A 25,028-nucleotide genomic window follows, 5' to 3' on the forward strand; every position below is an offset into this window, starting at 1 on the left:
GTCTTTTGCATGGGTATTGCCGCAAATTTGACTCGCCGTCTATTTTCACATGACCTAACTATTATATATCATTAGAAACCTTTTTTCCAGCTTCTTGTCTTAACAAAATAAGCTTTCAGCCTGCGCCCGCAAAATCATGCAAGAAAATAGAACTTCCTTTATAGAAAGTTCTATTTAAGCATGTCCTTTACCTTTTTGAAAAAGCTGCTCTTTTGCTCATGCACTTCTTCGCCGCTTTCCTTTGCAAAGTTTCTGAGTATGTCCTTTTGCTTGTCCGAAAGGTTCTTAGGAACCTCGACAACGACCTTTACATACTGGTCGCCCCTTGCTCCACTTCTAAGGTGGGCTATGCCCTTGCCTCTTAGTCTGAATACAGTTCCCGACTGCGTTCCTTCCGCAATCTTGTACTTGACCTTTCCGTCAAGGGTAGGAACTTCTATCTCGTCCCCAAGAGCCGCCTGTGCAAATGTTATAGGTATGTCGTAGTATATGTCGTATCCGTCTCTTTTGAAAAGTGTGTGCGGCTCCACAGAAATAACCACGTAAAGGTCTCCCCTTGGGCCTCCGCGAACTCCAGGCTCTCCTTCTCCTGAAAGCTTTATGACAGAGCCCTCGTCAACCCCCGCCGGTATCTTTATGGAGATTTTCTTTGTCTTTTTGACTTTTCCGCTTCCATGGCACGTCTGGCAAGGCTCTTCAACTATGGTTCCCTCGCCGCCGCAAGCATGACACGCAGAAACATTGACCATGCTTCCAAACATAGTCTGTCTGGCCTGTCTTATCTCGCCCGTTCCTCCGCATGTAGGGCATGTCTTTCTCGATGTCCCTGGCTTTGCTCCTGTTCCAGAGCAAGTCTCACAGTCTTCATGCCTGTCAACTGACAATTCTCTTTCGACCCCGAATGCGGCCTCCTCGAATTTTATGTTGACTCCGTATTTGATGTCTCTTCCCTTTTGAGGCGCGTTGTGGCTTCTTCTCGAGCCGCCGCCGAACATGTCGCCAAAACCGCCGCCGAATATATCTCCGAATATGTCTTCAAATCCTCCGCCTCCGAAGCCAGAGAATCCTCCCCCAAAGCCGCCCTGAGCGCTTCCGTCCACTCCAGCATGCCCGAACTGGTCATATGCCCTCTTCTTTTGAGGGTCTGAAAGTATCTGGTAAGCTTCATTAATCTCCTTGAACTTTTCCTCTGATTCCTTGTTTCCTGAGTTCTTGTCCGGATGGTATTTCATTGCGAGTTTTCTGTATGCTTTTTTTATTTCCCTTTCATCTGAATCCCTTGAAACTCCAAGCGTTTCATAATAGTCCCTCTTACTCAAGTTCTCACCGCCCTGCCAAAATAATGGCTTGCGGAATATCCACAAGCCATTTTTATATTAATATTATTACTTGTCTTCGTCAACCACTTCGTAGTCAGCATCCACAACATCGTCCTGAGGGGCTTCTTGTGAAGCTTCTCCCTGCTGTGCCTGCTGAGCCTTAGCAGCTTCCTCGTACATCTTTTGTGATATAGGATGCATCTTCTCCATAAGCTCGTCTATGGCTTTTCTTATGTCCTCTGCCGAAGAGTCCGAATTGTCCTTAACCGCTTTAACGTGGGCTATTGCATCTTCAACAGCTTTTTTGTCTTCTGCTGAAACCTTGTCTCCAAGTTCTTTCAGAGTCTTTTCAGTCTGGTATGCAGTAGTCTCTGCATGGTTTACAGCCTCTATTCTCTCTTTTATCTCCTTGTCCTTGGCAGCATTCATCTCAGCCTCTTTTACCTTTTTGTCTATCTCTTCCTCAGAAAGGTTAGTAGAAGAAGTTATTGTTATGGCCTGCTGCTTTCCGGTTCCAAGGTCTTTTGCAGTAACGTGAGCTATTCCATTTGCATCTATGTCGAATGTAACCTCTATTTGAGGAATTCCCCTTGGAGCAGGTGGAATGTCTCCAAGCTGGAATCTTCCAAGAGTTATATTGTCGCTCGCCATAGATCTTTCACCTTGAAGCACGTGTATGTCAACTGCAGTCTGGTTGTCGGCAGCAGTAGAGAATACCTGAGACTTCTTCGTAGGTATTGTAGTGTTTCTCTCTATAAGCTTTGTCATTACGCTTCCAAGAGTTTCTATACCAAGTGAAAGCGGAGTTACGTCAAGAAGAAGAAGGTCCTGCTTGACTTCGCCTCCAAGTATGCCTCCTTGTATTGCAGCTCCCACTGCAACGCACTCGTCAGGGTTTATTCCCTTATCTGGCTCTATCCCTATTATTTTCTTTATAGCCTCTTGAACTGCTGGAGTACGCGTAGATCCTCCTACAAGAAGAATCTTGTCAAGCTCTGAAGGGTTAAGCCCTGCATCCTTAAGAGCGTTTCTTGTAGGCTCCATAGTTTTTTCCACAAGATCCGCAGTGAGCTCATTGAATTTCGCTCTTGTTATGTCCGCGTTAAGGTGCTTTGGTCCTGTGTTTGTAGCTGTTATGAACGGAAGGTTCACGTTGGTAGTCATTACGCTTGAAAGCTCTTTTTTAGCTTTTTCAGCAGCCTCTCTAAGTCTTTGAAGGCTCATCTTGTCCTGTCTAAGGTCAACGCCTTCAGCTCTTTGGAATTCATCCGCCATGTAGTCCATAAGTCTTTGGTCGAAATCGTCTCCTCCAAGGTGGTTGTTTCCGCTTGTAGCAAGAACCTCTATGGCTCCGTCCCCTATTTCAAGTATTGAAACGTCGAAAGTACCTCCGCCAAGGTCGAACACTAGTATCTTTTGCTCCTTGTCTGCCTTGTCAAGCCCGTATGCAAGAGCTGCCGCAGTTGGCTCGTTTATTATTCTCTTTACGTTAAGCCCCGCTATTCTTCCTGCATCCTTTGTAGCCTGTCTTTGAGCATCTGTAAAGTATGCAGGAACAGTTATGACAGCGTCAGTAACTGCCTCTCCAAGGTAGCTTTCAGCATCCGCCTTAAGCTTTTGAAGCACCATTGCAGATATCTCCTGTGGAGTGTAGCCTTTTGCATCTATATTGACCTTGTAGTCTCTTCCCATTTCCCTTTTTATAGACATTATTGTTCTTTCAGGGTTTGTAACCGCCTGTCTCTTGGCAGGCTCTCCAACTATCTTTTCTCCGTCCTTGCTGAAAGCTACTATAGAAGGCGTGGTTCTCATCCCTTCAGCGTTAGTTATTACTACCGGGTCTCCCCCTTCAATCACGGCAACGCATGAGTTTGTTGTTCCCAAGTCAATTCCTATTATCTTTCCCATTTGTATATACCTCCTGTTTAATTGTAATAATTATAATTGTATTAATCATAGCAAGATATATTGCTTTTTATTTTGAAACCTTTACCATCGAAGGTCTTATGACTTTTTCTGAAAGCTTGTATCCCTTTTGGAACACCGCCACTATCTTTTCAGAGTCCACTCCCTCGACCTCTTCCTGCATTACAGCATGGTGGAAGTTAGGGTCGAAATCGCAGCCCTCGTCGCATATCCTCTCAAGTCCAAACTTTCCAAGAGAGTCTATAAGCTGCTTTTGCACAAGCTCTACGCCGCTGAATATTGAGCTTTCCTTTTCTTCCTCTTTGCATGAGTCCATAGCTCTTTCAAGGTTGTCTATAACTGGAAGCAGCTCTGTCATTATCTTTTCATTTGCAAATATTGATATTTGCTCCTTTTCCTTCTCAACCCTTCTCTTGTAGTTTATAAAGTCGGCCTGAAGCCTTTGAAGGGAAGACTTAAGCTCCTCTATCTCCTTTGTAAGATCCTCAGATTGATTAGATGCATCTTCTGACCCCTCTTTTTCCTCATATGATTTGATTATATCGTCCTCGGTCTCAATTGATGAGCCGTCGTTTTCCATTTCCATTTTTTCGTCCAAGCTCTTCACCCCTTAAAAATTATTTTCTATAAAATCATTCAAGCCATTTGATATATAGCTCATTATCGAAAACACCTTTGAATAATTCATCCTTGTAGGCCCTATTATGCCTATCTTTCCTATTGTTTTGCCGTTTAAAGTGTATGTCGCAGTCAAAAGACTGCACTCTTTAGCTATTTCGCATGTGTTTTTATTTCCTATTACTATGTTTATATTGCCCTTTACTATCCCCTCGGAGTTGAGCATGTCCATAACCGGCCTTTTTTCACTCATCATATCCAAAAACGCCTTGGCTTTTGATATGTCGCTGAATTCCGGGAACTGGAATATGTTTGTAATGCCGTCAGACAGTATCTGGCTGTCTTCAAGCGTAAGCATGTTCGAGTGCATAAGCTCGAATACTTCATCTATGAGAGCGCTGTACTCGTGTATCTGGTTTTTCAGATAGCTCGCAAAGCTGCTGTCCATATCTCTTATGCTCTTGCCCGAAAGCTTTTCGTTTAGTATTTTGGATATTATGCTCAGCTTGTCCTGGCAGACCATTGTCCTTGTGTTTATTGTAAGGTTCCTTATTAGTCCGTTATCCATTACAAGTATTACAAGCACTGTGTTTTGATTCACCTGCACGAGCTGTATGTTTTTAAGTATGCTCTCCTTCATCTTTGGAGTGACCGCAATTGAGGTGTATCTTGTAAAGCTGGACATCAGCCTTAGCGCCTCGTCCAGTATGTTTTGAAGCTCTCCATAGCCCCTAAGAGAATCGTCTATCATCTTCATTTGCTCTTTGTCTATTCGGTTCTTTTGCATCATATTTTCGACGTAGAGCCTGTATCCCTCCTGTGTGGGAATCCTGCCTGAAGAAGTATGAGGCTGCATTAGATATCCCATATCCTCAAGGTCGGACATTTCATTTCTTATGGTGGCTGCGCTTATTCCAAGATCGTGCCTTTTTGAAAGAGTCCTTGAACCAAGGGGCTCCGCCACAAATATATATTCTCTTATGATGGCTTCAAGTATTTTCATTTTTCTGTCTGTCAAGTCCATATCATAACACCCCTAATTAGATAACAAACATTAAGGATACTCTCTGTTAGCACTCTTTGCCTTCGAGTGCTAACCACTTCTTTTTTAAAATATCACTATTATTTTTTTTTGTCAAGTCGCTTAGGGCTAATCTATCAAAAATTCTATAAAAACAGTATTGCTTATGTCAATGCCATGCAGCGTAAGGCAAACCCTCTTGTCGCCTCTATATTCTTTAATCTCCAGAAGCCCTTTTTCCTCAAGCACATCCACCTTGTCGCCGTAAACCTCGTCAAATTCCACATTGAATTTTTTGTAAAACTCTCCCTTGCTCACACCCTCGTTCATCCTAAGACCCATGAACATGGTCTCTTCCATCTGCTGTTTTTGGGATATGGCTTCGCTCCAATTTACAGGAGGCCTTTTTTCATCTATGCTTGCATAATACTCCTCAAGTGAGCTGCAGTTCGAATGCCTTACGCCATTCATATATGAATGAGCCCCCGGGCCAAGCCCTACATAGTCGCTGCATCTCCAGTATTTTATGTTGTGTGCCGATTCATGTCCAGGCTTTGAAAAGTTGGATATCTCGTACTGGACATAGCCCCTGTCTTTGAGGAATTTTATGCCCTCATGGTACATCTTCCTGTCAGTATCCTCGTCAAGCTCTACAAGTCCTCCCCTTTCTATACTCTCGCATATGGGAGTGCCTTCCTCAACTATAAGCGAATATGCTGATATGTGCTCGGGGGAAAGGCTGGTGACCTTCTCAAGAGTATCCATCCAGTCCTCAAAAGTCTGACCCGGTATCGAAAACATAAGGTCTACATTAATGTTTTCAAATCCCGCCATTCTGGCCTGATCGTAGTTTTCGACAAAATCCTCGTATGAATGTATCCTTCCAAGTATCTGGAGTATGTTTTCCTGCGCGGCCTGAAGCCCCATGCTCAGGCGGTTTACACCGCACTTTTTTATCACTTTCAGCTTTCCTTCGCTGAGAGTCTTTGGGTTTGCCTCCATTGTTATTTCGGCGCCTTTTGCTATGTTGAAGTTTTTGTATATCCCCTCAAACAAAAGCTCAATGCCCTCTTCGCAAAGTATCGTGGGGGTCCCGCCCCCTACAAACACGCTTGAAAACTCGTACTGCGAGGCAGCCTTTGACTGAATCTCCATTTCCCTTACAAGATAGTCCACATACTGACCTGTCTTTTCACAGTGCTTTCCTATCGGAAATGAGTTGAAGTCGCAGTAGCTGCATTTTTTCACACAAAACGGTATGTGAACGTATAGTCCTGCGTCCATATTGACCCTCCTTGATAAAAACAAAATCAAGGCTGCATTTTGCCAGTTGTCAAAATGCAGCCTCTTTAGCATCATTATTTACTTTTCAACTTTAAGCACCGACATGAATGCCTTCTGAGGAACTTCGACAGAACCTATCTGTCTCATTCTCTTTTTTCCTTCCTTCTGCTTTTCCAGAAGCTTCTTCTTACGTGATATGTCTCCTCCATAGCATTTTGCAAGCACGTCTTTTCTAAGTGCGCTTATTGTCTCTCTCGCCACTATCTTGTTTCCTATTGAAGCCTGTATAGGCACTGCGAATTGGTGTTTCGGTATCTCTTCCTTGAGCTTTTCGCACATAGCCTTTCCTCTCTTTTGCGCCCTGCTCTCGTGAACTATGAATGAAAGCGCATCGACCTTCTCCTTGTTTACAAGTACGTCAAGCTTTACAAGTTCTGACTGCCTGTACTCCTTGAACTCGTAGTCCAGCGATGCGTATCCCCTGGTCCTTGACTTTAATGCATCGAAAAAGTCGTATATCACCTCGTTTAGAGGAAGCTCGTAGTGGAGTATGACCCTTTTTTCATCAAGGTACTCCATGTTGTCCATGTTGCCTCTTCTCTCCTGTGCAAGTTCCATAACAGTTCCCACATAATCCGAAGGAACTATTATGTCAGTCTTTACAAGAGGCTCGTCTATGTGGCTTATCTCCGTAGCTGGAGGAAGGTCTGAAGGGTTTTGTATAGTGAGCATTTCTCCGTCCGTCTTGTATACATTGTAAAGCACAGAAGGCGCCGTAGTTATTATGTCCAGATTGAACTCCCTTTCAAGCCTTTCCTGCATTATCTCCATGTGGAGAAGTCCCAAAAATCCGCATCTGAATCCGAATCCAAGCGCCGCTGAGGTTTCAGCCTCGAATTCAAGAGCCGCGTCGTTTACCTGAAGTTTTTCAAGAGCGTCCCTTAGGTTTTCATATTTTTCACCTTCTCCAGGGTATATTCCGCAGTAAACCATAGGAACCGCCTTTTTATATCCTGGAAGAGGTATTTCTGTAGGCTTTTCGGCATCAGTCACAGTATCTCCGACCCTGCAGCTTCTTATGTCCTTTATGCTCGCCGCGATGTATCCAACCTCGCCGGCCTTAAGTTCGTCTACAGGCGTCTGGCCTGGAGCCATTATTCCAACCTCTGTAACCTCGAACATCTTGCCTGTAGCCATCATCTTTATTTTTGTACCTTTTTTCACAGTTCCCTCGAACACTCTTACATAAGCTACAACGCCTTTGTACGCGTCGTAGTAGGAGTCGAATACAAGGGCCTTTAGAGGTGCCTCGTATGAACCTTTTGGTGCCGGCACCTTTTCCACTATCGCCTCAAGCACATCTCCTATGTTGATTCCTTCCTTTGCAGATATCAACGGTGCATCCTGCGCATCAAGACCTATTATGTCCTCTATCTCTGTCTTTATTTCGTCAGGCCTTGCGCTTGGAAGATCTATCTTGTTTATAACGGGGACTATTTCAAGGTCCTGGTCAAGAGCAAGATATACGTTTGCAAGAGTCTGCGCCTCAACTCCCTGCGCCGCATCCACTATAAGGAGTGCCCCCTCGCACGCCGCAAGACTCCTTGAAACCTCGTAGTTGAAGTCCACGTGTCCCGGGGTATCTATAAGGTTTAATATATATTCATTTCCATCTTTAGCCTTGTAGTTAAGCCTTACGTTCTGAAGCTTTATTGTTATTCCTCTTTCCCTTTCGAGATCCATGTTGTCCAACAGCTGCGCCTTCATCTCTCTTTGAGTCAAAAGACCAGTGTGCTCTATCAGTCTGTCCGCCAAAGTGGACTTTCCGTGATCTATATGGGCAATTATACTGAAATTACGAATTCTGCTTTGCTTGTCCATTAAAAAGCATTCTCCCTTCATATCTATGTTACATTATACTGACTATTTCTAATTATACATTTTGAGTAAACCATTATCAAGACAAAGCGTTTTATTATTAATATTTCGCTTGCATTTTTAAGTCTTTTTTGATAGAATTGTCTTTGTTGAAATTGAAAAAGAAAATTAACAGGGGGTGAATATATTGGCTAACATCAAATCAGCTAAGAAAAGAATAAAGGTTATAGCTAAGAAAACTCTAGCTAACAAGTCTAGAAAATCTGAAGTTAAAACTGCTATAAGAAGATTTGAAGATGCTCTTGCTGCTGGAAACATGGAAGAAGCAACTGCAAGATTCAGACATGCTGAGAAAAAGATTGACAAGATGGCTTCTAAAGGAACTATCCATAAGAACGCTGCAGCAAGAAAAGTGTCTCAACTTGCTAAGAAGCTTAACGAAGCTAACGCCTAAAAACAATATGGCAGGAATTTCTGGATAGTGTCAACATCCCCACTCAGTATTCCATAAAAAAAATCCCCAGTAGATTCTCTGGGGTTTTTATTATTTTTTGGAGCAAAGCTGAGATATCAAAACCTCTATCCCTATCTTCTCCTGTATCAGCCCTGTCTTTATAAGCTGGTCTATGTTTGAGCATTCGTTGAGTATATCCTTTATCTGGCCCGGTGTGAATTTAAGCCCTTCCGCAAGAGCCTTTTTCACCACAAACTGGTGCGCGTCGACCTTTTGGGCTATTGCACTTTGAGAATATCCAAGATCTTTTAGCTCCTTTGCCTGAAACATTATCCTAAACTGCTTTCCTATCATCGAAAGAACCATTATGCCCGACGTGCCCTGAAGGAGCATGTCATCCAGTATTTTAACCGCCTGAGCGCCCTTTCTCGTGCCTATGCAGTCTACGAGCCTGAATATGTCGTTTTCGAGGCTTGCGGCCGAAAGCTTGTCCATGGCAGCCCTTGTAACCTCTTTGCCTCCCGAAAGATAAGAGCTTATCTTCATTATGTCGTTTTCAACGTCCCTCAGTGTCTTTGGAGAATTCTTGCTTTCATAGTCGCATATCTTGAGGAAATATATTATGTCGGAGTTGCTTATCGAAAGGCCGCTTGACTCAAATCTGCCCTTAACCCATCCTATCAGTTCGCTACCCCTCAGTTTGTCGCAGCACACTTCGCTTCCAAATTTAATTATGTGCTTTACAGGCTTTTTCCTCTTGTCTATGCCCTCCTGCGATACGAATGCCAGAACAGAGGTTGTAGGTATATTTTCAATGTATTTCAAAAGACGGGCTTCGTCATCCTCACTCCATGAATTCTTGCCGCTTTTCAAAAGGGGAAGCTCCCTTACAATGGTTATTCTCTTTTCGTCCATAAACGGCAGTGTTTCAACACTTTCAACGATATCCGAAAAGCCTGCGCTTTCGCCTTCTATCACTTTGAGGTTAAAGTCCAACATGCCGGGATTCAGGCTTTCCTTTAGCATTTTGACTATCTCGTCTATCATGTATGATTCTCTTCCATGAACCAGGTATACCCTGTCCATTTTGTTTTCAACTATGTCCCTTTTAATATCCTTTAGCTGCATTTTCCTGCTCCTTTACGCTTTTTACTTCAATGTACATGATATAGTATGCCATAAGCGCATAGTATATTACAACCAGTTTGACGCTTGCGCTTTCAAAATATATGCTTGAATATTCAAATCCATCCAAGCATTTTGATATCCACACATAATAACGTAAAACGGCCGACGCCATAAATGCCGGTATACTAGCTACTGCAAGGCTTATGTATGCAAGTGATGCCGCAATCATCGAAAACCCCATTGCAAACGGCAATAGCGGGACAGTAAGAAGATTTGTCACTGGAGATACTATGGATACAATACCAAAGTTCCAGTATATTATGGGCCAGGTCAAAATGCTCACAGCAAGACTAATCGAAACAGGCCTTATCCTCACAACACTCTGAACGGGCCTGTAAAAGCTCGAAATGGACATTACCGCGGCAAACGAAAGCTGAAATGAAATATCGTATATTACATACATATTCTCCAACACAAGAAGTATCCCAACGGCACAAAGCGAGCACATGACATCGTATTCCCTCCTCAGCAGATACGCCACTCCCATCAGTATGAAAAATATGGACGCCCTTGTGACAGAGGGGGTGAAGTCGCATATGCAGGAATAGAGAAGCAAAAAAACAGCCGCTGCGACTGTCCTTGCAAAATCCCCAGTATTTTTGAGAAATATCATTATTATAAAGTATACTATTCCAACGTGCATTCCCGAGACTGCAAACATGTGCATTATGCCCATTCTTGAAAAAACGTCCCTTATGTCTTCCCCTATGTCCCCCTTGTCTCCAAAGATCATCCCCTTTACGAGGCCTCCTTCTGGCCTTGAAAACGCCATCCCGATGTTCCTGTACAGACTTTTCTTTACAAGGCTGCAGTAATGCACAAGGCCCTTATCCACACCAACCACATCAATGCTGGCAGGATATATCACCCCGACATATCCCTTGGACCTCAGATACCTGCCGTAGTCAAACTCAGCAGCATCTGAAAAGGCATTCGGACTCCTAACCTCCCCCCTTAGAATGACTATGTCACCTGCGTCAAGTGAGAAGTCCCTCGAAAAGTCCATTATTATATATCTGCCCACAGCGTACTGGTCGTACTTTTCGCCACGCACCACCTTCGAAACCGTCCCCTGCACCTGAACCCGTCCGGATTCAAACGCTTCATTCAAATCTACAAATACATTCGTATATACAGCCGAAAATATGACGCAAAGCATGAATATTGCGGCTATGGGCCTTCTCATGAATTTAACCCATTTACTCATATCATACCATCCTGTCTATTATCTCTCCCTCTTTTTTGGTCATATTGCTCTGTATAAGCCTCTCCTTTACCCTTTCAAGTACTAGGAAAGTCTTTTTGAGCATTCCCGACTCCGGGTCAAATATTATGTCCACACAGCTCTTTTCCCTTTGTATCTCATTTTTAAGCTTCGCCGAATCGATTTCAAAAAACCCGTTTTTGACCCTTATTCCTATTTTCTCCATGTATTTTGCTTCCTGCGAATGGATTATGCCCTTGTAGCCCTCTCCCCCTATAAGGGAATCTATTATCTTTATGGATTTCATGCATTCATTAATGCTTTTCACAGCCTTTTGTACATTAATATAAATTTCATCTGAATCCCTGTTCAAAGGCCTGTTCTCCTCATTCATGATCTGCTCTTTGAGCTCGTGCTCATTCATGACAAAATCCTTTATCCTTTTTTGAGATTTGCGAAGGTGCTCATAAAACGAATCATTGCTTATAGCATAATTTTCGTTTTGAAGGTCATTCCTTGCCCCATCAATCCTGCCCACTCCGCTGACCTTGTCCACAGAACCCGTAAAGGTTTTCCTCTCGACGACATGCGCCTTAAGCCTCTGCCCGCCTATGCTGGAAATCGAAGAAATTCTTTTCATACAATGCACCTCCCGCAAAAATTTCACCATTACCCTCTAATTTATTATTACCGCAAAACAGACCATGCAATCCATTTTCACTATTTAAATTGTATTATATAAGTGATAAAATAAAATTTGAATAAATCATGTTATTTTGTTTGGAGGAATGTAATGTATAGTGAAATACTTCAAAGGACTCGAATGCTCGTAGGCGAGCATGGAATCGAAAAGCTTAAAAACTCTAATGTCCTTATACTTGGAATCGGAGGAGTCGGCGGATTTGCAGCCGAAGCCATAGCCCGCGCCGGAGTTGGAAATATAACAATAGTCGACAAGGACACCGTTGACATTACAAATATAAACAGACAGATAGTGGCGCTTCAAAGCACCATAGGAAAATCGAAAGTTGACGTTATGAAAGGCAGAATAGCCGACATAAACCCGGCAACCAACGTAAATGCCATAAATGCCCTTTATAACAGCGAGACTGCCGACAGCATACTTTCTAGTGATTACGACTATGTTGTGGATGCCATAGACATGGTTTCTTCAAAGATAGACCTTATAAAAAGGTGCCACGACAGCGGAATAAGCATAATAAGCTCCATGGGAATGGGCAACAAGCTCGATCCCACAAAGATAAGCGTAAGCGACATATACAAAACATCTATGTGCCCGCTCGCAAGGGTAATGAGAAAAGAACTGAAATCCAGAATGGTCAAAAAACTAAATGTCGTGTATTCTACCGAAAAGCCCGTGGATGTGCCAAAGTCTGTTGACCCTGAAAGCAAAAAAGTTTCCCCTGGAAGCATATCATTCGTTCCATCTGCTGCAGGCCTTATAATGGCTTCAGTTGTTATAAACGGCCTGCTTCAAAGGGACTAGCTATTTGAAAAGCTCGTCCATGAGGCTTTCAATCTCATCACGCAGCCTTTTGGTCTCTTTCTTATCCAGTTTTATACTGTCCTTTTCAATAATGAGTACATCTCCCTCCTGTACGCCGGGAGGGAGTTTTTCATTTGGTATGTCCTCATGTGTTTTGTCTTCAAACTCAACTACTGCAATATCTCCTTCAAACCTGTCTATTATGCCTTTTTTCATCACTTCATCTCCCCGTAGTATTCATAGCTTCCAGGATTCATATCGCTCCATATTCTATTCTTGTCGCAGTAAAACACTACGCTTCCCTGTTCATCCGTTCTGTAAAGCTCAATCCCCTCTTTTTCAAGAAGTTCGAGAGTCTCCCTGTGCGGATGGCCATAACTGTTTTCCATCTTGCATGACACTACCGCGGCATCCGGTGACACCGCCTTTATAAAGCTCTCAGAGCTTGAAGTCGAGCTTCCGTGGTGGCCGAGTTTTATTACATCGCTGTCCACATACGCACCGTATTCAAGCATGTCAGATTCATTTTCAATCTCGGCATCCCCCATGAATAGGAGACTCCTTTTTCCGTATTCAATCCTTACAACTACAGACCAGAGATTGTTGTCATCTCCATATTCCTTGACAGGATTCAATATCTCGCATTTTACATCTTCTCCAAGAATGAACTTCTCACCTATTTTGGCCTCCTTTATATTGAGCCCCTTTTCCTTAGCCGCCAGCAAAACGTCCTTAAACGTCTTGGTTGTATGAGCCTTTCTTGGCATGTAGAAGCTTTCAATGTCGTATTCGTAGATCACAGTGTCAAGCCCGCCTATGTGGTCTGCATCCGGATGCGTACCCACAAGAACATCCAGCTTTTCAACCCCCTGATTTTTCATGTATGCTATAACGTCGTCCCCTACGCCGTTGTTTCCGGCGTCAATGAGCATGGCCTCACCCTGAGGAGCTAAAATCAGGGTCGAATCTCCTTGCCCGACATCTATGAAGTGTACAGACAGGTTTGCAGGTGAATTAGCCTCATTTGAAGGGGCACATGATGCAAGTGTCATAAGTATTGATATCGTAATAAAAATCAGCTTGATCTTATAAGTGAACTTTTTCATAGCCAAAACCTCTTTTCCATTATTATCAGTATAATTTTTAATATAGCAGTAGTTTTATTATATATATTTTACAGCTTTACACGTTCTTTATAAAGGGAGAATGCAACGCCATACCTATTTTTCGAAAATTGTATGGATACATATCCAATTGAAACAGGCACTTGTACTTGTTATAATTTAGTTGTCATATAAAGTTTTTGTTTAGGAGGGATAATTTTGAAAATAAAACAAATTACACTTTTAGGACTTATGATGGCCGCTATTTGTATCGGTACGATGTCTATAATGATACCAATGCCTGCAACTGGCGGATACGTGAACATAGGAGACAGCGTTATATTCATGACTTCAATACTGTTTGGACCTGCAGCAGGGCTTATAGCCGGAGGAATAGGATCCGCCCTCGCAGACCTTCTCAGCGGATACGCGCACTGGGCCCCATTCACACTTGTTATAAAGGGGCTTGAAGGGCTTGTTGTGGGACTTCTTATGAAAAAAGGACTTTCAAAAGGCAGAATGCTGACTTCAACACTTGTAGGAGCTTGTTTGATGGTTACTGGGTATCTTTTCGCAGGAGCTTTTATGGAGGGAAGCATGCTTGTAGCTCTTGAATCGGTTCCTGGAAACATATTCCAGGGAGTTGCAAGTATGGCAATAGCAGTTCCTGTATCGATTGCAATATCTAAAACTTCATATGTAAGAGATAATATGCTTTCAAGAAACTAATCAAGTGAATGCATAGCCAATCCGAAATAGGGTTGGCTTTTTTATTTTGTCTTTATCAGTCCCAAAATGTAAGTTGTGTTAAGAATGTTAAAAATAAAAGTTTTACCCGCATTGTTCCTGGGAATAATAAAGAAAAACAAACTAAAAGGAGTGTTTTACATGTGGCGGAGTCGTATCGAAAGATGTCTTTTAAAATATAATCCTCAAAAATATGATCTTCTGGAATCAAGCGGCGGTCTGGAAGGCTATCTGGATGTCCTTGAAAACAGCGCCAAGAAAATATTTTTAAGGTTGCAAAGACAGCTTTCCAAAAAGGCCTCTGCATTTTCTTCAGATACTCGTTTTCTATTTTCAAATATGGATAGGTCCATATCACTCCAAGCCGAAGACATAACTTTGGACAGCATAATGTATGAGATAAGAAAAAACTAAATGAACGAATTTAATGCGGGGGCCTGTCACACTGCTCCCGCTTTTATATTGTCAAAAAAAAAATTGTATGGTAGATTATAATTTGATATTTAAAAAGCGAGGTAATTAAAATGAAAATACTCGGACTTGTAACGGAATATAATCCTTTTCACAACGGGCACCTTTACCATCTTGAAGAGTCCAAAAAGATTTCAGGAGCCACACATACAGTAGCCGTAATGAGCGGGCATTTCCTCCAGCGCGGTGAACCGGCTCTTTTCGACAAGTGGACAAGAGCCGAAATGGCCGTAAGATCGGGAGTCGACCTTGTGGTTGAGCTTCCCCTTGTATTCTCTTCACAGACCGCGGAAATATTCGCATATGGCGCAGTATCCGTTTTGGACTCCATGTGCTGCATGGACTCACTTTGCTTTGGAAGCGAATCTGGAAACATAGAAAATCTAAAGCTAATATCATCAATACTTGCAGACGAACCATTTCAGTTCCAATGTCTTTTGAAAGAAAACCTGAGTAGTGGCATGTCATTTCCGTCAGCACGGGAAAATGCCCTCATAGACTATATATCACAATCCCCCAATATGCACCTTGAAAAAGATGAGCTTGAAAGCATTTCAAAGGACATAAAAAATCCAAACAACATACTCGGGGTTGAGTATATCAAAAGCCTAATACATATTGGCAGCAGCATACATCCACATACCATAAAGAGGATCTCAGCCGAATACAACAGCACTCAAATAATCGGTGAAATATGCAGTGCAACAGCCATAAGAGAGCATCTAAAGTCATCTTATTCAATGGACGAGCTCGAAAACGTTATGCCCGAGTATAGTTTCAGACTGCTCGAAAGGCAGATTTCAAAAGGATTTTTACCCGTATTCGACCATATGTTTTTCGAGATGATACTCTGCTCTATAATTTCAAAGGATGCAGCCGGGCTTTGCCTTGTAAACGAGGTGAAGGAGGGCATTCAAAACGCCGTTTCAAAATATGTGCGAAGCTGCAAAGACTTTGAGGATTTGACGAGTTCCCTGAAGTCTAAAAGGTATACAATGACAAGCATCAAGAGAATGCTCTCAAACATACTTTTAGACATAAAAAGAGAAGACATAGACTATTTTAAAAACCTCCATCCTTCCCCCTATGCAAGGATTCTCGCATTCAACGAAAAGGGGACCCAGATTTTAAAAAAGGTAAAGCAAAATTCTGGCATCCAGGTTATAAACAAAACCGCAAACGCTTCATTTTCAGCCCATATGCACCAGAAGATGCTTGATTACGACATCAAATCCACAGACATATACAATATAGTATACTACCGAGGCCGCAGAGATTTCATGGACGGGTCTGCAGACTACAAGACATCACCCGTATTCGTAAGGGGCTAACTCTCTCAAGAGTTTTACAAAAAACAAAAAAATGGCGGCTTTCAGCCGCCAAATATAATTAACTTCCTATTCTCTTAGCCCATTTATATGTCTCTTGGTAAAATCCTGAATCAAGTGGTGATACCATCACCTTGTCCTTTGCTGAAGACGCATGAACAAACTTACCACTACCTATGTATATACCTACATGGTTTACACTACCGCTTCTGTCCGTCGTGAAAAACACAAGATCTCCACTTTGAAGGTCTGACTTGGCAATGGTCTCACCATTGGTGCTCTGAGCTTTAGAACTGTGAGGTATGCTCTTTCCAAGTGCCTTCTTGTATACATATCTTGTGAATCCCGAGCAGTCAAATGCATTAGGGCCTTCCGCCCCCCAATGGTAGTCTTTGCCCAAAAGCGAAAGTCCCAGGTTTGCAGCAGCAGAACCTCTCGAGCCTCCCCTTGAAACAGCTTGAACATTCTCTTTAAGCATTGGTATGTCTACAAATTTGTCATAAATGTAGGCTTCCTCTCCAGATTTCATTGATACCTTTGCCCATCCGTCATTTTTGTCAATCACTCTTACTTTCTCGCCCTTGCCTAAGTTTGCAACCACAGGACTTTCAAGGCTTGCACCCTGCCTAACGTTTACATCTTCAGCATTAACAACTCCATCTACACCCGCTTGGACAACGCTAGTATATTCGCTGCTTATCCACCCTTCAGACGTCTGGCTAGTCTTTATTTTGTACCAACCTTCAACTTTGTCGACGATTAAGACTTCGCTGTCATTATTGAGTTTTGAAACTACAGATGAATTTGAATTTGATTCGCTTCTGACGTTAAGTACGTTGGCATGAACCTTTCCTAGGTTGTAAGATTGGGCAAAAGAAGAAGAACCGGTTAAACCTACAGCAACAATGATAGAAAAAAGGACTCCAATTTTTTTATTCATATTGCAGCCTCCCGTAAAAAATATGGTGCGAGCGAAGGGAGTCGAACCCTTACTTTCTTAAGAAAACAGACCCCTCAAGCCTGCGCGTCTGCCTATTCCGCCACGCTCGCACATTTTAAATTGTAAGGCCTGTAGAAAGACCCGCCCAGCACTTATGTGTTGTGCTGACATCCTCTATTATAAATACATGCGGGCCATATGTCAATATTTTTTGCATTAAAATTTATATTTATTCGCCAGCATTTGAAAATTTCTCCGCTCCCCCGTATATGTTAGTACTGCTTGGAGTTGAAATTCCAGCTATCCTCTCGCTGACAACAAGCGCATTCTTTTTAAAAACAAGCGGTATATACGGTATATCGTCGTTAACTGCCGACTGAAGCTGCGAATACTTCTTTTCAAGCTGCGCTTTATCCTTTGTGTATTCAATTTCACCTATTATGCCGTCGACCTTTTCACTTGCATACCCGAGTATGTTTCCCTTGCCTTGCGAGTGAAGCGCGTACCTCATGGCGCCCGCAAGCGGCATCTTCCAGCCGGCAATCACCATATCGTAATTACCAGAACTCAAATCGGCTGCATACTCTTCCCAAGGCTTTTCCACAACTTCTATTTCCAAACCCATGCCTACAAGAGAGTTCTTTATTATATATGCCGCCTTGACCCTCTGGTCGTTTTCAGAATTCACTAGAAGGCTCAGATGTATGTTCTCCATCTGGATTCCTTGCATATACTCTCTTGCCTTTTGAACATCATATTCATATGGCTTTATGCTCTCATCGTAAAAATCATTTTTGGGGTTAACAGGTATTTGGGTTATCTCTCCTTTTCCAAGATAAACCTCTTCAATCATTCTGTTTCTATCTATGCCGCTTATAAGCGCCTTTCTGAAATTGATGTTTCCAAAAGGCTCTTTTACCATGTTGAACGCCAAAAACTCGAATTCTCCCGAAAAATAGTCTATTGTCCTTATCTTCCTGTTTCCGTATTTACCTTCAAAAAACATATTGTCGTCGTAAAAGTCTATCTCCTTTGCCATGAACATGTTGCTTTGAGCCTGAGAATCTGGAACCACCATAACCCTGAGCGCTTCTATAGCAGGCTTTTGTGCATAATAGTCCTCATTCCTGTTTAACACTATCATTTTGCGCTTTTGAAACTCCCCTATCTTGTACATGCCGCTTCCAACAAGGTTGTTTGCATCTGCAGCAAAGTCCTGGGCACTAAGGGCCTCGAGCCTGTGTTTTGGCAGTATGGGAAATATGAGATTCCTCACAAGCGATGTGTCGATCCTTTTAAACTCTATATATACACTCTGGCCTACGTCCGCTCTAACCGCAGATATTTCTTTTACAAGCTCTGCGTAAGGACTCTCTGGAATACTTTTTATTTTTTCTATTGTAAAAACCACATCATCCGCAGTAATGCCCTTCCCGTCATGCCATTTCACGCCGTTTTTAATTTTTATCTGGACAGATTTACCGTCTTCACTCCATGTATAGGAACTTGCTAGTTGAGAAATCACATTATCATTTTGATCTATTTTAAAAAGACTGTCATATACCAGCCCCAGCGCGTTTCCAAGCGATTTTTCAGTGTTTAGTATTGGATTTATGGTGCTAAACCTTATGCTTGAAATGCTTATGGTATCATAGCCGTAGACCTGCTTCGCCTTTTCATCCTTAGTCCTCTCCTCTTTAGTCTGCACATTCTCAGTACTGCATCCCGCCAGCATCACTGCAATACAGGCAAACAAAAACATTGCAACAAACTTCTTATTTTTCATTATATATTCACCCTCGTGTAAAATAGTGAGCTCTGCAAAGCAAACGCCTTGCAGAGCGTATTAATCTCTGTATATCTTATTGTAACGCTCGTAAGTCTTGAGTACCTTGTTCACATAGTTTTTTGTTTCTCCATAAGGTATGTCTTCAAGCTCCTCTCCATCTTTGCTGTATCTTTCATCCGAAAGCCATTTTTTCACATTGGCTGGACCAGCATTGTACGCCGCCACTACAAGATCATTGTCATATTCGAATTCATCCGAAAGCTTTTTTACATACCAGCACCCCACCTTTATATTGGTGTCTGGATCATATATAGAGGCCTTCGAACTGGTCGTATCGCCGCCTGCGTATTCATATGTTATGTCCATAAGCTGCATTAGCCCCTTTGCGTCCCTGCGCGATTTTGCATACGGAAAAAACTTGCTCTCAGTCTTCATTATAGAGAATATGAGCATGGGGTCAACCTCATATTCGTTGGAATACCTGTATACGCTTTCGCTGTAGTGCATCGGATATATGAGTTTCAGCGTATTTTTAACATTAAAAAGCATGGCTATTATGCTGATTAAGATGCCCGCTCGAAATAGAAATTTGTTCTTTTTAAGTCTCAACTCCCAAATCCTCCATAATACTCAAGAAATTTCTCCACCTCATCTTCAAGACTGTGAATATCCTTCGAATTGTCGATTACATAATCGGCATATTCCCTCTTCGCATCTTGCTCCATCTGGTTTCTTATTCTGCCCTCTGCCTGTTTTCTGTCTAGCCCGTCCCTTTTTTGTATCCTGTCAAGCTGAATCTCTTCACTGCACACAATCAAAAGTACAAAATCTACAGATTCATTTAAGCCGGTTTCAATCAAAAGGGGCGCATCGAGCACCGCAATATCATGCCCATCCATATCCAGCTCCTTAACCCTCTTTTCTATCTCTCTCACTATTATGGGGTGCATTGCATCATTTAGCCTTTTGAGCTCTGCCCTGTTCGAAAATACAATACTGCCTATTTTTTTCCTGTCCAGGCTCTTGTCGTCGCCGAGGACACCTTTTCCAAACAATTCCACAATCTTATTGTACCCTTCATTTCCAACTTCTGAAATGCGCCTTGAGATGGCATCGGCATCTATCACTTCAATGCCCCTTTCACTGAGCATTTTGGAAACCGTGCTTTTCCCTGTTCCTATAGAGCCTGTAAGTCCTATGAGCCTCATATACTCCACCTTTTCCAATCCATTGCTATTTTGCGTCATACCACGAGCTTGCGCTGCTTAGGTCAACCTTAAGCGGAACCGCCAGATTCATGGCGCCTTCCATTTCACTCCTAAGTATTTCTTCAACCACATCCTTTTCCTCGGCATACGTCTCTATTATGAGTTCATCGTGCACCTGCAGTATAAGCTGAGACCTCAGTCCCTTTTCCCTCAGCTTTTTGTGCACATTCACCATGGCTATTTTTATTATGTCGGCCGCACTTCCCTGTATAGGCGTATTCATGGCAAGCCTTTTGCCCAAATTTTTAAGAATGAAGTTGCTCGATCTTAGCTCCGGTATATACCTTCTCCTGTTCATAAGCGTCAGGACATAGCCGTTATCTTTTGCATACTCAACTATGTCATCCATGTATTTTCTGACATTTTCATATCTGTCCAGATAGCCGGTTATATATTCCTTGGCTTTTTTAACAGGTATACCCAGGTTCTTTGAAAGCCCGAAATCGCTTATCCCGTATATTATTCCAAAGTTTACGGCTTTTGCCGCTCCCCTCATTTGCCTGTCAACCTCTTCTATGGGAACCCTGAACACCTCGGATGCCGTTCTCGAATGTATGTCCTGCTCCTTTATGAACGCGTCCTTGAGCTTTTCATCGTCGCATATGTGGGCAAGTATCCTGAGCTCTATCTGAGAATAGTCCGCATCAGTGAACACGCAGTCCTCTTTTGCTATGAACACCTTTCTGAGCTTTCTTCCAAGTTCAAGCCTTACAGGTATGTTTTGGAGGTTAGGCTCGGTCGAGGATATCCTTCCTGTTGTGGTTATGGTCTGGTTGAAGGAAGAGTGAATCCTGCCTGTCTTTTCGTTTATTATTCCCAAAAGCCCGTCTACATAAGTGGACTGAAGCTTCACTATCTGCCTATATTCGGAAATGAGGTCTATTATGGGATGCTTGGCACTTAGCTTTTCAAGCACCTGGGCGTTAGTGGAATATCCCGTCTTGGTCTTTTTCGTAGGCGGAAGGTCCAGCTTTTCAAAGAGTATCACCCCAAGCTGCTTAGGCGAGTTTATGTTGAACTTTTCTCCCGCATGCTCGTATATCTTCTTTTCAAGCTGCTCTATGTCTGCGGCAAACTCCTCCTTGAGCTCAAGGAGGATATCCCGGTCCACCTTGATGCCCTCGTATTCCATGTTGCCAAGAACCTCAACAAGGGGCATTTCGACGTCATAGAAGAGCTCTTCCATTTCATTTTTTGCTATCTCTTCTTCCTGCAAAGGCTTCACCCTGCTTACAAGGTTTATTATGGCTCCAAAATAATTGCTCAGCTCATCCGGCTCAACTTCCTCGAAAAGCCTTGCCTTTTTGCCTTTCCCAAGAAGCTCCTCCTGTGACTTTATGAGCTTTCCAAAATGCTTGCTTGATATGTTCTCGTGCTCATAGGCCGAGCTTGCAGAATCTATTATGTACTCTGCTACAGATATATCAAATTTCATGTTCTCAATACATACTCCGTAAGGCCTAAGATTTATATAGTCGTCCTTGAGCTTGTATCCGTATTTTTCGATTTCAGGGGATTCAAGCACTCCCTTCATCGCCATTATGTCTTTTTCCGAATTTATTTTCAGCATTTCTTCGCCGTCAATGCTCATGAAAATTCCTATTAGCTCCTTGTCGGCTATATTTGCGCCTTTGGATACGCTTTTCAGGTATACATATCCTTTCTCATTCACATTTCCCACGAATTCTTTAATACCCTTTTCGTCCGCATTTACAATGCTCAGCGTAGAAGGTTCTATGTTGACGTCTTCTTCAGCCTTTCCAGCTTCCCCAAACCTTTTTACAAGACTGCTGAATTCAAACAGGTTGAAAAGCCTCAGCACCTGCTCCCTGTCAAATCCTTTCATTTCCAGTCCCTCTATGTCGAATTCAACAGGTATGTCCGTAACTATTTTCGCCAGCTTCTTGCTTATTACAGCCAACTGGACATTCTCCTCTAGCTTCTCCTTCATCTTGCCCTTAAGATCTTCCGTGTTTTGAATGAGGTTTTCAACGCTTCCATATTCCTTTATCAGCTTTATTCCCGTCTTCTCGCCTATTCCCGGAACACCAGGTATGTTGTCCGACTTGTCGCCCATAAGCCCCTTGAGGTCTATAAGCTGGTTTGGCGTTATTCCAAACTTTTCAACGATAGCATCGCCGTCGTATTCCTCAAGCTCAGATATTCCCTTTTTTGTTATAAGTATTTTCACGTTGGCGCTTGCAAGCTGTAGTGCATCCTTGTCTCCCGTAACTATGAAGACTTCAAACCCTTCCCTTTCAGCCTCCCTGGCCACAGTTCCTATTATGTCGTCCGCCTCGAAGCCCTCAAGCTCTAGCCTGTGTATTTTGAATGCGTCAAGAAGCTCCTTAAGCGGTGCCATCTGCTCTCTCAGCTCATCCGGCATCCCTTTTCTGTGTGCCTTGTACTCGCTGTATGCCTTATGCCTGAAAGTTGGCGCCTTGAGGTCGAATGCAACGCTCATATGCGTAGGCTCGTAGTTGTCCATTATCTTAAACAGCATGGTCGTGAATCCATAGAGCGCGTTCGTATGGAGCCCGTCCTTGTTCATAAGCTCCGGGAGAGCGTAATACGCCCTGTTTATAAGGCTGTTTCCATCTATTATAACTAATCTCTTTGTCATTTGTTCATCTCCTAAGTTTAAATGCTGTGTATACATAGTTAATTATATAATAAAAAGGACCCTTCAGAAAGGGTCCCTGTTTAATATTGATGCACAAAATCAATTTGCTAATTAGTAAGTGTATTCCATTGTAACCGACGCCTTTATTGTAAGCTCTCCCTCGGATATTACAGCGCTGTCCATTGCCGCCACGCTCTTTTCCATGTATACTGCACGTTCAATAGGCACAGCATATCCCGACTCCACAACTCTGGCCGGAGACTTTATAGTAGCCCCAAGGGCCTGCGCAAGGCTCTCTGCCTTTTGGCTTCCGTTTGCAACAGCTTTTTTAAGCGCCTCGTTGTAAAGCTCTTCCCTGTTGCTCACAGAAAAATGCACACCGTTCATTCCTGTGATTCCATTTTCAACAGCCTTGTTGAGTACCGCCGCCACGTCGTCTATTTCATCTATTTTCACCTCGAAGCTGTTTACAAGCCTGTAGCCCACAAATATTCGCTCTCCCTTTTCACTTGAATAGTCATAGTCCTTGAAGAAATTGTACGATGTAGTCTTTATGTCCTTCCCCTCTATGCCAATATCCAAAAGCGTCGCCTTAAACTTGCTCACTATGGCGTTGTTCTCGTCAACTGCATTTTGGGCATTCTTATTAACCGTGTCGACGCTGAAGTTCACGCTTGCCTGGTCAGGAACAGCCGAAACCTCTCCCGCACCGCTTACCGTTATAACCCTTTGCGGTTCTTCCTGCGCACATGCCACTCCGCTTATCATAAGCAGTACAATAAATAGTGAAGCTATAAGTTTTTTCATTTTAATTCCTCCCCGTTTTTATTGTTTACACCATATAGACTCTCTACCCCTTAAAAAAGTTCCCGAAAAAATTTTTTAATTTTAAAGGCTTATTTTTATTTATCCAAAAAATGCATAAAACATATTGAAATAGTATCCTTTTTATGTTATTATGTTTCTTGTGGCAAACACATTTTAATAACATGCCGAAGTGGTGGAATTGGCAGACGCGCTGGACTCAAAATCCTGTGGTAGCAATACCGTACGGGTTCGACCCCCGTCTTCGGCACCATCAAAACCAAGACTTTCAACAGTCTTGGTTTTTTCAATTACTCGTATCTCAATGCCTCGATAGGATCCATATTCGCAGCCTTGTTTGCAGGGTATATCCCAAAAAATATACCTACTCCACATGAAAATGAAACAGCAATTATTACAATAGCAATATTTACGCTTCCCTCAAATCCCATAATACGGCCGGCTACTGCTGCAACTCCCACACCAAAAAGCGTGCCTGCTATTCCTCCTATTCCTGATATTATCATTGATTCTACCAGGAACTGCATAAGTATACTTCTCTTGGTGGCGCCAATAGCCTTTCTTATTCCTATTTCTCGTGTCCTTTCCGTTACAGATACAAGCATTATATTCATTATCCCTATGCCTCCAACTACAAGTGATATTGCTGCTATCGCACCCATAACAGTCGATATTACTCCAAGTACAATATCAAGCTGCTGCATCTGCTCAATTGCGCTAACTCCAACGTAGTATTCTTCCCCTTGGATATCGCTTTTCATCTTTCTTTTTTTTATGAAATTCACTATCCTGTTTTTTATTAAGTCGGCTTCTTCTGTCCTCCTTACCGATACTTCAAATGAAAAGTATTTCGACGGAGAATCAATTAAGTTTTTAAGTGTCGTAACAGGACAATATAATGTAGTCGAGGGAACCGCACCCAATGTCTGAGCGAGTTGTTCAAAAACTGATTCAGGCTTTTCGTATATCCCAATAATTGTAAGGTTGACTTTCTTGCCTCCAATATCAACATTAAGCTGTTTCCCAAGTGGGTTTTCATTGTTGAATACGTTTTTCGAAAGGCTTTTATCTATCACTGCAACCCGCCTTTGTGATAGCATATCCTCTTTTTTAATGAATCTGCCCTTTATAAGGTTTACGTCTTCTATCACATTGTAATTTTCATACACACCTCTAACGTCGACCCTTTCTGTTGTTTTCCTGGTCTTGACCTCCGCCTGCGCATCCACCCTTGGACTTGCTGCAACTATATCTTCCGAAAAAACGCTGCTTATAACCTCTATGTCCGAATCAGTAAAGCCATCCCTCATAATGTCTACATTTTCATTTTGCCAGTTGAGGCTTATAAATAACCTGTTCACGCCAAAGGTTTCAAACTCCTGGCCGATCCTCTCCTGGCTCCCCTGTCCAAGAGCCATTATTGTAATTACTGAAGCTATGCCTATTATTATGCCAAGCATAGTAAGGAATGACCTCATCTTGTTTGCCCATATGCTAGACATTGCCACTCTAAAGGTTTCAAATATGTTCATAGG

General features: G+C 42.6%; 23 protein-coding genes and 2 tRNA genes. 6 read left to right on the top strand and 19 right to left on the bottom strand.

Features of this window, described 5'->3' with window-relative positions; all coding sequences use genetic code 11:
* Positions 1 to 170: 170 nt before the first annotated feature.
* From dnaJ to lepA, 6 genes are all read right to left on the bottom strand, one after another.
* Complete coding sequence (dnaJ, locus tag BUQ87_RS02805; RefSeq protein ID WP_038264957.1) at positions 171 to 1,319, bottom strand: molecular chaperone DnaJ; 1,149 nt, start codon at positions 1,317 to 1,319, stop codon at positions 171 to 173.
* 66 nt (positions 1,320 to 1,385) lie between these two features.
* Positions 1,386 to 3,227, bottom strand: coding sequence for a molecular chaperone DnaK (dnaK, locus tag BUQ87_RS02810; RefSeq protein ID WP_038264954.1), 1,842 nt, complete (start codon positions 3,225 to 3,227; stop codon positions 1,386 to 1,388).
* 67 nt (positions 3,228 to 3,294) lie between these two features.
* Complete coding sequence (gene grpE, locus BUQ87_RS15010; RefSeq protein ID WP_038264951.1) at positions 3,295 to 3,852, bottom strand: nucleotide exchange factor GrpE; 558 nt, start codon at positions 3,850 to 3,852, stop codon at positions 3,295 to 3,297.
* Positions 3,853 to 3,855: 3 nt separating this feature from the next.
* Positions 3,856 to 4,887, bottom strand: coding sequence for a heat-inducible transcriptional repressor HrcA (hrcA, locus tag BUQ87_RS15015; protein ID WP_038264948.1), 1,032 nt, complete (start codon positions 4,885 to 4,887; stop codon positions 3,856 to 3,858).
* A 126-nt stretch (positions 4,888 to 5,013) separates the two neighbouring features.
* Positions 5,014 to 6,168 carry a radical SAM family heme chaperone HemW gene (hemW, locus tag BUQ87_RS02825; protein WP_038264945.1) on the bottom strand — a complete coding sequence of 385 codons (1,155 nt, stop codon included), beginning with the start codon at positions 6,166 to 6,168 and terminating at the stop codon, positions 5,014 to 5,016.
* A 78-nt stretch (positions 6,169 to 6,246) separates the two neighbouring features.
* Complete coding sequence (gene lepA / locus BUQ87_RS02830) at positions 6,247 to 8,049, bottom strand: translation elongation factor 4 (protein ID WP_038264941.1); 1,803 nt, start codon at positions 8,047 to 8,049, stop codon at positions 6,247 to 6,249.
* A gap of 184 nt (positions 8,050 to 8,233) precedes the next feature.
* Between lepA and rpsT the strand changes: the two genes are divergently transcribed.
* The gene (gene rpsT / locus BUQ87_RS02835) at positions 8,234 to 8,500 is read left to right on the top strand and encodes a 30S ribosomal protein S20 (RefSeq protein ID WP_038264938.1); all 267 of its coding nucleotides are present in this window, start codon (positions 8,234 to 8,236) and stop codon (positions 8,498 to 8,500) included.
* 90 nt (positions 8,501 to 8,590) lie between these two features.
* Here rpsT and holA read toward each other — a convergent pair whose 3' ends face one another.
* From holA to BUQ87_RS02850, 3 genes are read right to left on the bottom strand one after another with little or no spacing between them, the layout of a single operon-like run.
* Positions 8,591 to 9,628, bottom strand: coding sequence for a DNA polymerase III subunit delta (holA, locus tag BUQ87_RS02840; protein ID WP_038264936.1), 1,038 nt, complete (start codon positions 9,626 to 9,628; stop codon positions 8,591 to 8,593).
* On the bottom strand, positions 9,609 to 10,895 hold the full coding sequence (locus BUQ87_RS02845) for a ComEC/Rec2 family competence protein (RefSeq protein WP_038264933.1): 1,287 nt from the start codon (positions 10,893 to 10,895) through the stop codon (positions 9,609 to 9,611). Before BUQ87_RS02845 ends, holA begins: the two co-directional genes overlap by 20 nt.
* Before the next feature lies 1 nt (position 10,896).
* A complete protein-coding gene (locus BUQ87_RS02850; RefSeq protein ID WP_038264930.1) occupies positions 10,897 to 11,532 on the bottom strand; it encodes a hypothetical protein in 636 nt (211 codons plus the stop codon).
* Between the two features lie 153 nt (positions 11,533 to 11,685).
* Between BUQ87_RS02850 and BUQ87_RS02855 the strand changes: the two genes are divergently transcribed.
* The gene (locus BUQ87_RS02855; protein ID WP_038264927.1) at positions 11,686 to 12,399 is read left to right on the top strand and encodes a tRNA threonylcarbamoyladenosine dehydratase; all 714 of its coding nucleotides are present in this window, start codon (positions 11,686 to 11,688) and stop codon (positions 12,397 to 12,399) included.
* Here BUQ87_RS02855 and BUQ87_RS02860 read toward each other — a convergent pair whose 3' ends face one another.
* Positions 12,400 to 12,615, bottom strand: a complete 216-nt coding sequence (locus tag BUQ87_RS02860) for a DUF3006 domain-containing protein (protein ID WP_038264924.1) — start codon at positions 12,613 to 12,615, stop codon at positions 12,400 to 12,402.
* A complete protein-coding gene (locus BUQ87_RS02865; protein WP_052636121.1) occupies positions 12,615 to 13,505 on the bottom strand; it encodes a ComEC/Rec2 family competence protein in 891 nt (296 codons plus the stop codon). The genes BUQ87_RS02860 and BUQ87_RS02865 overlap by 1 nt, the downstream gene beginning before the upstream one ends.
* A gap of 216 nt (positions 13,506 to 13,721) precedes the next feature.
* Here BUQ87_RS02865 and BUQ87_RS02870 point away from each other — a divergent pair, with 216 nt between their 5' ends.
* The 3 genes from BUQ87_RS02870 to BUQ87_RS02880 all read left to right on the top strand — a co-directional run bounded on the left by BUQ87_RS02870 (position 13,722) and on the right by BUQ87_RS02880 (position 16,051).
* Positions 13,722 to 14,231 carry an ECF transporter S component gene (locus BUQ87_RS02870; RefSeq protein WP_038264916.1) on the top strand — a complete coding sequence of 170 codons (510 nt, stop codon included), beginning with the start codon at positions 13,722 to 13,724 and terminating at the stop codon, positions 14,229 to 14,231.
* A 159-nt stretch (positions 14,232 to 14,390) separates the two neighbouring features.
* Positions 14,391 to 14,663 carry a hypothetical protein gene (locus BUQ87_RS02875; protein WP_038264914.1) on the top strand — a complete coding sequence of 91 codons (273 nt, stop codon included), beginning with the start codon at positions 14,391 to 14,393 and terminating at the stop codon, positions 14,661 to 14,663.
* A gap of 110 nt (positions 14,664 to 14,773) precedes the next feature.
* Positions 14,774 to 16,051 carry a nucleotidyltransferase gene (locus BUQ87_RS02880; RefSeq protein WP_038264912.1) on the top strand — a complete coding sequence of 426 codons (1,278 nt, stop codon included), beginning with the start codon at positions 14,774 to 14,776 and terminating at the stop codon, positions 16,049 to 16,051.
* Positions 16,052 to 16,109: 58 nt separating this feature from the next.
* Here the strand turns inward: BUQ87_RS02880 and BUQ87_RS02885 are convergent, their stop codons facing one another.
* The 7 genes from BUQ87_RS02885 to BUQ87_RS02915 form a co-directional block, all read right to left on the bottom strand.
* Entirely contained in the window at positions 16,110 to 16,988 is an 879-nt protein-coding gene (locus tag BUQ87_RS02885) for a C40 family peptidase (RefSeq protein ID WP_038264909.1), read from the bottom strand.
* 23 nt (positions 16,989 to 17,011) lie between these two features.
* Positions 17,012 to 17,098, bottom strand: a tRNA-Leu gene (locus tag BUQ87_RS02890).
* A gap of 119 nt (positions 17,099 to 17,217) precedes the next feature.
* Positions 17,218 to 18,774, bottom strand: coding sequence for an ABC transporter substrate-binding protein (locus tag BUQ87_RS02895; protein WP_038264906.1), 1,557 nt, complete (start codon positions 18,772 to 18,774; stop codon positions 17,218 to 17,220).
* Between the two features lie 60 nt (positions 18,775 to 18,834).
* Positions 18,835 to 19,326 (bottom strand): lytic transglycosylase domain-containing protein, encoded by a 492-nt coding sequence (locus BUQ87_RS02900; protein ID WP_052636144.1) that lies wholly within the window; start codon positions 19,324 to 19,326, stop codon positions 18,835 to 18,837.
* Positions 19,327 to 19,382: 56 nt separating this feature from the next.
* Positions 19,383 to 19,994, bottom strand: a complete 612-nt coding sequence (gene coaE, locus BUQ87_RS02905) for a dephospho-CoA kinase (protein WP_242943767.1) — start codon at positions 19,992 to 19,994, stop codon at positions 19,383 to 19,385.
* A gap of 16 nt (positions 19,995 to 20,010) precedes the next feature.
* Complete coding sequence (gene polA / locus BUQ87_RS02910) at positions 20,011 to 22,668, bottom strand: DNA polymerase I (protein WP_038264900.1); 2,658 nt, start codon at positions 22,666 to 22,668, stop codon at positions 20,011 to 20,013.
* Between the two features lie 111 nt (positions 22,669 to 22,779).
* Complete coding sequence (locus BUQ87_RS02915; RefSeq protein ID WP_038264896.1) at positions 22,780 to 23,475, bottom strand: SIMPL domain-containing protein; 696 nt, start codon at positions 23,473 to 23,475, stop codon at positions 22,780 to 22,782.
* A 184-nt stretch (positions 23,476 to 23,659) separates the two neighbouring features.
* Between BUQ87_RS02915 and BUQ87_RS02920 the strand changes: the two genes are divergently transcribed.
* Positions 23,660 to 23,746 (top strand) — tRNA-Leu (locus tag BUQ87_RS02920).
* A 37-nt stretch (positions 23,747 to 23,783) separates the two neighbouring features.
* Here BUQ87_RS02920 and BUQ87_RS02925 read toward each other — a convergent pair.
* Complete coding sequence (locus BUQ87_RS02925; RefSeq protein ID WP_038264894.1) at positions 23,784 to 25,025, bottom strand: ABC transporter permease; 1,242 nt, start codon at positions 25,023 to 25,025, stop codon at positions 23,784 to 23,786.
* Between the last annotated feature and the right edge of the window lie 3 nt (positions 25,026 to 25,028).

Source organism: Peptoclostridium litorale DSM 5388 (assembly GCF_900141635.1).
GTDB lineage: Bacteria > Bacillota > Clostridia > Peptostreptococcales > Peptostreptococcaceae > Peptoclostridium > Peptoclostridium litorale.